The sequence below is a fragment of the Streptomyces niveiscabiei genome (genome assembly GCF_001419795.1).
GTDB classification, from domain to species: Bacteria; Actinomycetota; Actinomycetes; order Streptomycetales; family Streptomycetaceae; genus Streptomyces; species Streptomyces niveiscabiei.
This window is the reverse complement of the sequence record NZ_LIRL01000276.1, coordinates 1-9,408: the sequence shown is the minus strand read 5'-3', so window position 1 is coordinate 9,408 and position 9,408 is coordinate 1. Positions and strand designations below refer to the sequence as shown.

Here is a 9,408-nt window from a genome sequence, read left to right as displayed (position 1 = left end):
CGGTGCGGGCGACGGCCGCGGCGACGTCGTCCGAGGCGATCGGCTGGATGCCCACGGGGGCCAGCCGGACGGTGTCGCCGTCGGTCGCCTCGCCCGCGATGGCGTTGACGAACTCGAAGAACTGGGTCGCGTGGACGATCGAGTACGGCGTGCCCGACTCCCTGATCAGCTCCTCCTGCGCCTGCTTGGCGCGGAAGTAGCCGCTCTCCTGGAGCCGCTCGGTGCCGACGACGGACAGGGCGACGTGGTGGGTGACCCCGGCCTCGGTCTCCGCCTTGAGGAGGTTGGCGGTGGAGGTGCGGAAGAAGTCCAGCACGGCCCGGTCCTCGAACGAGGGCGAGTTCGACACGTCGACCACGACCGAGGCGCCCTTGAGCGCCTCGGCCAGACCCTGCCCGGTCAGCGTGTCCACGCCCGTGCCCGGCGAGGCGGCGAGCGCCTCGTGCCCGTGCTCGCCGAGCCACGCGACCACCTTCGAGCCGATGAGCCCGGTGCCACCGATCACGACGATCTTCATGACGGTTTCCTCTCGGAGAAGTGTCGGGAGAAGTTCTCGCACAGGAGTGACCGGGCAGCGGGCCGGAGTGTGACAGCTACAGCGACGCCAGGTACGGCGCCAGCTTCTCCGGGCTCATCACCCACAGAATCCGCTCCACGCCGAGCGCGGACACGTCGACGCACAGCAGCACCCTCACGGACCCGCCCTCCGACACGAGCGCCGCCGGGCGGCCGTTGGCCTCCACCCACCGGACCTCCGTACCCGGCCAGAACCGCGGCGCGAACGCGGCCAGGTACCGGGAGACGTGCACGATCCCGACGACCGGGATACGCGACGCGCCGCGCATGCCGTTGCCGTCGGTGTAACTGACCACGTCCTGCGTCAGCACCTCCTCCAGTACCGCCAGATCACCGGCCCGGGCCGCCGCGAGGAACACCTCAAGGAGGCGCCGGTGCTCGGCCGGCCCGACGGGTTCCCTGCGTTCGGCGGCCAGGTGCCTGCGGGCCCGCGTCACGAGCTGGCGCGCGTTCGCCTCACTGGTCTCCAGGATCTCCGAGACCCGCCGGTACGGATACTCGAACGCCTCCCGCAGCACATAGGCGGCCCGCTCCACGGGGTTCAGCTTCTCCAGCAGGAACAGCACCGCGAGATCCAGCGCCTCCGCCCGCTCCGCCCCGACCTGCGGATCGGCGCCCGTGTTCACCGGCTCCGGCAGCCAGGTCCCGACGTACGTCTCACGCCGTACCCGCGCGGACTGGGCGACGTTGATGGCGAGCCGGGTCGTCACCGTGGTCAGGAACGCGGCCGGCTCCTCGACCTCCGACCGCTCCACCCCCTGCCACCGCACCCACGCCTCCTGCACGACGTCCTCCGCCTCCGCCGCGCTCCCCAGCACCCGGTAAGCGATCCCGAACAACCGCCCCCGCACCGCGACGAACTCCTTCGCCGCCACATCCAGATCGTCCCCGACACCCATACGAGCCCCTCCTGCCCCGACCGAACGGACACCAGCGTGCCACGCTGTGCCCGGCGACCAGGACCGTCACCGCCCCCGCACCGGCGACGTGCGGGTCACATGTACTGGAAGTACCGGTCCCACCAGGCGAGCGGAAGCTCCCCCTCGTCCTCCTCTTCGTCCTCCCCGCCCCCGGGCAGCTCGCCGTCCTCCAGACGCGTAGGGCCGTCGTACGGCTCCAGCAGCAGCCCGGCCGGTACGTACACGCAGCCGAGTTCCGCGCAGACCCCGTCGAGCCAGGTCACGAACGACTCGTCCAGGCCCTCTTCGCAGCCCGGTACGCCCAGGTCACGGCCGGTTCCGGCGGTGACGAAGGGGCCGAAGTTGCTCATCAGCACCCACAGGGGCCGGTCCGGCGCGGGGACCGTGACCTCTCCGTAGTAGCTCGCGTCCTGGGTCATACCGGCGAGCACGGACGGGCCGAACCGCTCCTTCATCGCCGCGCCGAGCCCCGCGAAACGCCGCCGGGCGGCCGGCAGGTCGTACCCCGGGGGAAGTTCCAGATGGTCGGGGTCGTCCAGCTCGCGCAGGAGGGCGCGGAGGTGGTCGGGGGAGTGCATGGCGGGTCCTTGTCGTCAGGGGGAGGGGCGGCGGGCCGGGAGTTCCGGCCCGCCGCCCCGGTCGGATCAGCGGGGTCCGGTCACGTCCGCGGACACGTGGCCGAGGCCGACGGGTACGCGGTGATGACGCGGTACTTCTTGCTCTTGTACCGGGTCACGATGCACAGGAACTTCTCCCCGCCCTCGCCGATGGCCTCGGCGTACTCGGCGGCGAAGACCTTGTTGCCGGCGCTGACCTGCGGCGTCTGGCCCTTGACCCGCTCCCACGCGTCGTCGATCATCGCCAGCACCTCGTCCTGCCCCTTCTTGACGAAGACGCCGTGCAACGGCTTGTCGGGGTTGGGGCGGGTGTGCTCCATGATGTGGTCGATCCGGTGCGAGCTGCCCTGCGGCATGTAGACCAGGCCGCCCGGCGACTGGAAGATGTCCCGGCCCAGGTTCTGGAAGTTCGTCGGGCAGGCCGTGCCCGCCGCGAGCGAGATCCGCGCCAACGGCCGGACGCACACCGGGAACTGCGGCGTCTTGCCGAACAGCCGGCGGAAGAAGTCGTCCGCCTTGGTCAGCCACTTGCCGCCCTTGACCCCGGCCGCGCCCCACCCGGCGAACGGCACCATGCCGGCGCAGGACAGGCCCGCGTCGATCGCGTTGCCCTCACCGGCGTACCACAGGCAGTTGGCGCCGTCGGCGGCCTCGCCGAAGCCGGGGATCAGACCGAGGACGTCGAGGGTGAAGTGGCCGCCCTCGGAGAGGACCTGACCCCAGTCGATGTCCTCCAGTTCGGCCATGTACGCGGCGAACTCCTCGTCCTCCGCGAGCAGTCCGAACTCCTCCGCCTCGGCCGCGGCCTCGGCGAAGTGCTGCCGGATCTCCTCCTGGAGCTTGCGGAACGCGACCTCGCCGGCCTGCGTCGCCGCCTTGCTCGCCGCGGCGGCGTCCTCACCGGCCGCGATCTTCGACGCGTACGCGGCGTCGGCCGCCGCCCACGCGTCGCTCGCCGAGACCTGCGCGGCGGCGGCCGAGGAGCGGGCCTGGCCCGCCGACACGTCGGCGCGCACCACGGCGGCCTTCGCGTCGGCCTCGGCGGCCCGCGCCGTCCGCGCGGACACCGCCGCCTCGGCCGCGGACTTCTCCGCCGCGTCGGCGTGCGCGTCCGCCTGCCGGGCGTACTCGCCGGCCTCGGCGGCCGACTCCTTGGCCTGCTGCTCGTACCGGGCCGCGTCCTCGGCGGCCTTGCGGGCCTCGGCCGCCACCTTCGCGGCGAGCAGGGCGTTCTCCTGAGCCGTCGCGGCCACCCGCGCCGCCCCGGCGATCATGCCCTGGAGCCGGGACACGTGGGTCGCGGTCAGCCGGTCCTTGCGCACCGCCCGGTACTGGTCGACCTCGACGAACCGGTGCAGCACCTCCGGCGGACCGGCCAGCGCGACGTCGGCGGCGGCCTTCAGCTCGGGGCCGCCCGCGCTGTACAGCTGTACGGCGCGCACCCGCTCGTCGATGGTGCGGGCCGTGTAGTACCCGGTGTGGACGAACTCCCGCATCGCGTCCGTCGAAGCGGAGTCCAGAGCGGCCTGCCCCGCCTTCTTCACCCCAGGACCTGCGCCGGTGATCAGCTGCGTGATCCGGATCCGGTAGTCGTCCCGGGCCGCCTGGTGCTGGCCGGTCGCGATGAACGCGCTGATCCGCGCCGCGTCACCGTTCAGGGCCGTCTTCGCGGCCGTGCGGACCGCCGCGTACTCCGACTCCCAGGCCAGGTTGACGGTGCGCGCGTACTCGTCGCGCCGTACGGCCTCCGGCAGCCCGGTCCTGACGTACTCGACGACCAGCGCGTCCGAACCGGCGAGCGCCGCCTCGGCGGTGGTGACGCTCCAGGGCCCGCGCGTCTGCGCGATGTGCAGCGCGACCTTGCGGGCCTTGCCGGCGATCAGCGTCAGGTCGGCGCCCGGCGCGGTGACCTCCTCCGCAAGGGACCGCGCCTCCTCGTCGGCCGCCCGCGCTGCGGTCGCCGCCTGCTGCTCACGCGCCTTGCGCTCGGTGTCGGCGCGCTTGAGCGCCTTGGCCTGCTCGACGTCGGCGTAGCGGCGGTCGGCCAGCTCCGCCGCCTCGACCTCGCGGGCGACGTCGTAGGTGGCCTTGGCCTCGACGACGGCCGCGCTCGCCGCGTCGGCCGCCTTCTTCGCCTCGGCCGCGTGCTTGGTCGACTCGGTCGCGGCCGTGGCGGCGTCACCGGCGTGGTCGGCGGCCTCCTCGGCGGCCTTGCCGGCGTTGCGGGCGTGCACCGCAGCCGAGTTGGCGGCGTCCCGGGCCGCGCGGGCGGCCTTGCCGGCCTTCGCCGCGAGCGCCACGGCACGGTTGGCCGCGCGGGTCGCCTCGGCCGCCTGGCGCCGCGCCTCGGCCGCCGCCGCGCTCGCCCGCTGGGCCTGCGCGCTGGAGACGTTGGCGTGACCGCTGGCCGCCTGCGCCGCCGCAGCGGCCAGGTCGGCGTTGGTGTCGGCGCTGGCGGCGGCCAGCGCCGCCTTCCCGGACTCGTCGGCGGCGATCGCCGCCTGGTCGGCGGCCTTCGCGGCGGTCTCCGCGCCCTTGGCCGCCGCGTACGCGCCCTCGGCGGCCTTGCGGGCGGCCGACGCCTTGGTGGCGTCGGTGGCCGCGTCGGCGGCGGCACTGCGCGCGCTCGCGGCCGACTGGGCGGCGGCGGACGCGGCGGACGCGGCCTGGGCGGCGGCGTTGGCCGCGATCCGGGCCGAGGTGTTCGCCGCCCGGGACGCGCTGATCGCCTCCTGCGCGGCCTTCGCGGCACCGTTCGCGGCGTCGGCGGCGCGGCCCGCCGCGTTGGACGCCTTGGTCGCGTCCTCCTTCGCGGCGGCGGTCTCGGCGGCGGCCTTCTGCGCCGCCTCCTTGGCGAGCTTCGTCGCCGCGATGGCCCGCGCGGAGGCCTCCTTCGCCGCCTCGGTCTCCACCTTCGCGAGCCGGCCGGACTCCTCGACCAGCTTCACCAGGTCCTCGATCGTGGCCAGCTCCTGGTCACGGGAGAGCGCGATGTACCGCCCCACCTCCAGGAACTCGGTCACGTCCTCCGGCGTCCCGTCGAGCGCGACCTGCGCGGCCTCCCGCGTCGCGGGTCCGCCGGCGGACAGGATCTGCACGACCTCCACCCGCTCGTCGTTGCGGCGGGCGTCGTACTGCTCGTCGCTGATGAACCGCTGTACGTCCTCGGCGCTGCCCTCCAGAGCGGCCTGGCCCGCGCTCTTCACCTCGGGGCCGCCCGCGCTGATGATCTGCGTGGCGCGCACCCGTTGGTCCTGCTCCAGCGGCGCCCGCCAGCCCGACGCGATGAACGCGTCGAGGTCGGCGGGTGTCCCGGCCAGGGCGCGTTCGGCGGCCTCCCGGACGCCCCGGCCGCCCGCCGAGAAGATCTGCACGGTGGCCACGCGGTCGTCGGACAGCTCGGCGACGGCCCGCTCGCTGTCGAGGAACGCGCGCACCTGGGCGTCCGAGCCCAGCAGCGCGGCCTCAGCGGCGGCCCTGACGCCCGGCCCGCCGGTCTTCCAGGCCCGCAGTACGTCGCCCCGGGGCGTGCCGGGGATGTGGTCCGTGCCGACCGGCTCGCCGGGATCCGGCGGCACGGCCGCCTGCGCGGGCGTCGCGAGGACACCCGCGAAGAGGGCGAGGAGAAGGGCGAGACAGAGCGCTCGCGCGGAATTACGTATTCCGCGTGTTCCGTATCCGTGTGTTCTGTATCTGTGTGTCAAGACGGGGTCAAATCCTTTCTTTTCCACAGGACGTCAGGACCCCGGAGCGCCGGGGCCATCCGGAGAATACGTGCTCTCCCACCTGGATGAAGGCTTGATGACGTACGATCGTGGCCGAGATCGACACGGTCGAACACGGGGGAATCATGCCAATGGCACGTAAAGCGCGGTGGGTGGAACCGGCGTGATGCCGTATCGGAGAATTTCCCCCTGAACGGCCCGTTTTCGCGCACTCCTTTTCCCACACCGGAAGGAATCCATGGTGATTTCCCGCGCTCAGAAAATCCTCATCGCCGGCGCCGGGGTCGGCGTCGCGCTCACCGGGGGCGCCGCGCTCGCCATCGCCGCGCCCAAGGCGGCACCCGCCGCCGGGGACGAACCGCCCTACGCGGTGGAGAGCTTCGCCTACCCGGACGCGGCCCGCATCCAGGCCGAGCAGGGCATCAAGCTGGTCCGGGGCGACGGCCGCATCACCCTGGTGGCCTGCGACGACGCGGCCGACCAGATCAAGGTCCTGTCCCGGGCCGGCACCGGGGACTTCTGCTTCGCGGCGACGTCGCCCACCGGGTTCCTCACCCTCGAACTCGCCGACGTCTTCGCCGTCCAGACCGAGAGCCACCCGGTCCGCGTCGAGCTGAGCGCCGAGGGCCAGACCGAGACCGTCGACGTTCCGAAGAACGACTTCCAGGGCGTCGGCGAGGGCATCGGCAAGCCGCCGACGGTACTCCTGGAGATCCGCGTCACCGGCTGACGGGACGCCGAGGGGCGGGCGGCGTCGCAGGGGTCGCGGGCGGTGGGCGTCAGCTCTTCCGCGACCCGGCGCCGCGCCTCCTCCCCGGGGAAAGGGTGCGGACGTAGCCCGAGCCGTACACCTCGTCCACCCTCACAGTGAGCCTTTTTGCAACTAGTTGCATAATGGCGTGCGGCCCTCTACAACGGAAGGGCACACCCCCGAAGGAGGGCGCCATGAGCCTGAGTCGCTACCCGCATCTGCTGAGCCCGCTCGACCTGGGCTTCACCACGCTGCCCAACCGCGTCCTCATGGGCTCGATGCACGTCGGTCTGGAGGAGGCCGAGCGAGGCTTCGAGCGGATGGCCGCCTTCTACGCGGAACGCGCCCGAGGGGGAGTGGGGCTCATCGTCACCGGTGGCATCGCCCCCAACGACGAGGGCCGCCCGTATCCGGGAGGCGCCAAGCTCACCACCGAGGAGGAGGCGGACCGGCACCGGGGGATCACCGACGCCGTGCACGCCGAGGGCGGCCGGATCGCTCTCCAGATCCTGCACTTCGGCCGGTACGCCTACCACCCCGACCTGGTCGCCCCCAGCGCGGTCAAGGCCCCGATCAGCCCCCACACGCCCCGCGAACTCACGGCCGCCGAGGTCGAGAAGACCATCGACGACTACGTCCGCACGGCCCGCCTCGCCCGCGCGGCAGGGTACGACGGCGTCGAGATCATGGGCTCCGAGGGCTACCTCATCAACGAGTTCATCGCCGCCCCCACCAACCACCGCACCGACGCGTGGGGAGGCCCGTACGAGAACCGCATCCGGTTCCCCGTCGAGATCGTCCGGCGCGTCCGCGAGGCCGTCGGCGAGGACTTCATCCTGATCTACCGCCTCTCCATGCTCGACCTCGTCCCCGGCGGCTCCACGTTCGACGAGGTGATCACCCTCGCGAAGGCGATCGAGGCGGCCGGCGCCACCCTCATCAACACCGGCATCGGCTGGCACGAGGCCCGCATCCCGACCATCGCGACGTCGGTGCCGCGCGGCGCGTACACGTTCGTCACGAAGAAGCTCATGGGCGAGGTGGCGATCCCCCTCGTCACCACCAACCGCATCAACACCCCCGAACTCGCCGAGGAGTTGCTCGCCGACGGCGTCGCCGACATGGTCTCGATGGCCCGCCCGATGCTCGCCGACCCGGAGTTCGTGAACAAGGCGGCGGCCGGCACCCCCGAGGCCATCAACACCTGCATCGGCTGCAACCAGGCCTGCCTGGACCACACGTTCAGCGGCAAGATCACCTCCTGCCTGGTCAACCCCCGCGCCTGCCACGAGACCGAACTGACCCTGTCCCCGACCCGCCTGCGCAAACGCGTCGCGGTCGTCGGCGCAGGCCCGGCCGGACTCGCCTGCGCGGTCACGGCGGCTCAACGCGGCCACGGAGTCACCCTGTTCGACGCCGCGAACGAGATCGGCGGCCAGCTCAACGTGGCCCGCAAGGTCCCCGGCAAGCAGGAGTTCGACGAGACGATCCGCTACTACGCCCACCAGTTGACGGCCCATCAGGTCGATGTACGCCTCAACACCCGCGTAGAGGCAGGAGACTTGACCGAGTTCGACGAGATCGTCGTCGCCACCGGAGTCACCCCCCGCGTCCCCGGCATCGAGGGCGTCGACCACCCCAGCGTCCTCGGCTACCTTGACGTCCTGCGCGACGACGCTCCCGTCGGCGACCGCGTCGCCATCCTCGGCGCGGGCGGCATCGGCTTCGACGTCGCCGAACACCTCACCGACAGCGGCGACAAGGCCCACGAGAACCCGGCGACCTACTTCCGCGCCTGGGGCGTCGACCTCGACCACACCACCCCCGGCGGCCTCACCACCCCCGACCGCCCCACGCCGCCCCGCACGGTCCACCTCCTCCAGCGCAAGAACACCAAGGTCGGCGCGGGCCTCGGCAAGACCACGGGCTGGATCCACCGCACCGAACTCAAGCACCGGGGCGTCACCATGACCCCCGGCGCGACCTACGACCGCATCGACGACACCGGCCTCCACATCACGGTCGACGGCCACAGCACGGTCCTGGAGGTCGACACGGTCGTCCTGTGCACAGGACAGGAACCCCGCCGGGACCTCTACGACGCGCTGGTGGCCGCGGGCCGGACACCGCACCTGATCGGAGGCGCCGACGTCGCCGCCGAACTGGACGCGAAACGGGCCATCAAGCAGGGCACGGAGATCGCCGCCGCCCTCTGACGCTCTCCCTAGGATGACCGCATGTCACTCCCGCACGCGATCCTCACCGCCCTGCTCGAAAAACCCTCGTCAGGGCTGGAGCTGACCCGCCGGTTCGACCGGTCGATCGGATACTTCTGGTCGGCCACGCACCAGCAGATCTACCGCGAGCTGGGAAAACTGGAGGCGGAGGGCCACATCCGCACCCTCCCCTCCGCCACCCCCGCACGCGGCCAGAAGAAGTCGTACGAGGTCCTCCCCGAGGGCCGCGCCGAACTCGCCCGCTGGACCGCCGCACCCCAGGACCCCAAACCCCACCGCGACGCCACGCTCCTGCGCCTGCGGGCTGCGGCGGTCGTCGGCACGGCCGGCCTCGCAGCCGACCTGACCCGCCATCTCGCCCTCCACCAGCGCCAGTTGGCTGAGTACGAGGAGATCGAGACCCGCGACTTCCCGCCGGGAGACGACAGCGCGCAGGCCAGGCTCCAGCACCTGGTCCTGCGCGCGGGCATCGCCCTGGAGACGTTCTGGATCAGCTGGCTCACGGAAGCACTGGCAGAAGTCTCCGAAGCCGAACTCCCCGAAGCGGACGCCTGATTCAGAGCCGGTACGGCCGGCGCCGGC

7 protein-coding genes are annotated in these 9,408 nt (G+C 72.4%); 3 read left to right on the top strand and 4 right to left on the bottom strand.

Going from position 1 to position 9,408, the window contains the following annotated elements; genetic code table 11:
- The 4 genes from AOK24_RS14745 to AOK24_RS14730 all read right to left on the bottom strand — a co-directional run.
- Positions 1-517 (bottom strand): SDR family oxidoreductase (locus AOK24_RS14745; RefSeq protein WP_055720528.1); only part of this gene is annotated, 517 nt, incomplete at its 3' end.
- 76 nt (positions 518-593) lie between these two features.
- On the bottom strand, positions 594-1,475 hold the full coding sequence (locus AOK24_RS14740; RefSeq protein ID WP_055720527.1) for an RNA polymerase sigma-70 factor: 882 nt from the start codon (positions 1,473-1,475) through the stop codon (positions 594-596).
- A 95-nt stretch (positions 1,476-1,570) separates the two neighbouring features.
- Complete coding sequence (locus tag AOK24_RS14735; RefSeq protein ID WP_055720526.1) at positions 1,571-2,074, bottom strand: hypothetical protein; 504 nt, start codon at positions 2,072-2,074, stop codon at positions 1,571-1,573.
- Positions 2,075-2,154: 80 nt separating this feature from the next.
- Entirely contained in the window at positions 2,155-5,691 is a 3,537-nt protein-coding gene (locus AOK24_RS14730) for an ALF repeat-containing protein (protein ID WP_055720525.1), read from the bottom strand.
- Positions 5,692-6,076: 385 nt separating this feature from the next.
- Between AOK24_RS14730 and AOK24_RS14725 the strand changes: the two genes are divergently transcribed.
- The 3 genes from AOK24_RS14725 to AOK24_RS14715 all read left to right on the top strand — a co-directional run bounded on the left by AOK24_RS14725 (position 6,077) and on the right by AOK24_RS14715 (position 9,381).
- Entirely contained in the window at positions 6,077-6,568 is a 492-nt protein-coding gene (locus AOK24_RS14725) for a hypothetical protein (protein WP_055720524.1), read from the top strand.
- Positions 6,569-6,789: 221 nt separating this feature from the next.
- Positions 6,790-8,805, top strand: a complete 2,016-nt coding sequence (locus AOK24_RS14720; protein ID WP_055720529.1) for an NADPH-dependent 2,4-dienoyl-CoA reductase — start codon at positions 6,790-6,792, stop codon at positions 8,803-8,805.
- Positions 8,806-8,826: 21 nt separating this feature from the next.
- Entirely contained in the window at positions 8,827-9,381 is a 555-nt protein-coding gene (locus tag AOK24_RS14715) for a PadR family transcriptional regulator (RefSeq protein WP_055720523.1), read from the top strand.
- Positions 9,382-9,408 lie beyond the last annotated feature (27 nt).

Coding starts and splice junctions, on each gene's coding strand:
- AOK24_RS14725 (WP_055720524.1), top strand. CDS start 6,077: ATGGTGATTTCCCGCGCTCAGAAAATCCTCATCGCCGGCGCCGGGGTC.
- AOK24_RS14735 (WP_055720526.1), bottom strand. CDS start 2,074: ATGCACTCCCCCGACCACCTCCGCGCCCTCCTGCGCGAGCTGGACGAC.
- AOK24_RS14715 (WP_055720523.1), top strand. CDS start 8,827: ATGTCACTCCCGCACGCGATCCTCACCGCCCTGCTCGAAAAACCCTCG.
- AOK24_RS14740 (WP_055720527.1), bottom strand. CDS start 1,475: ATGGGTGTCGGGGACGATCTGGATGTGGCGGCGAAGGAGTTCGTCGCG.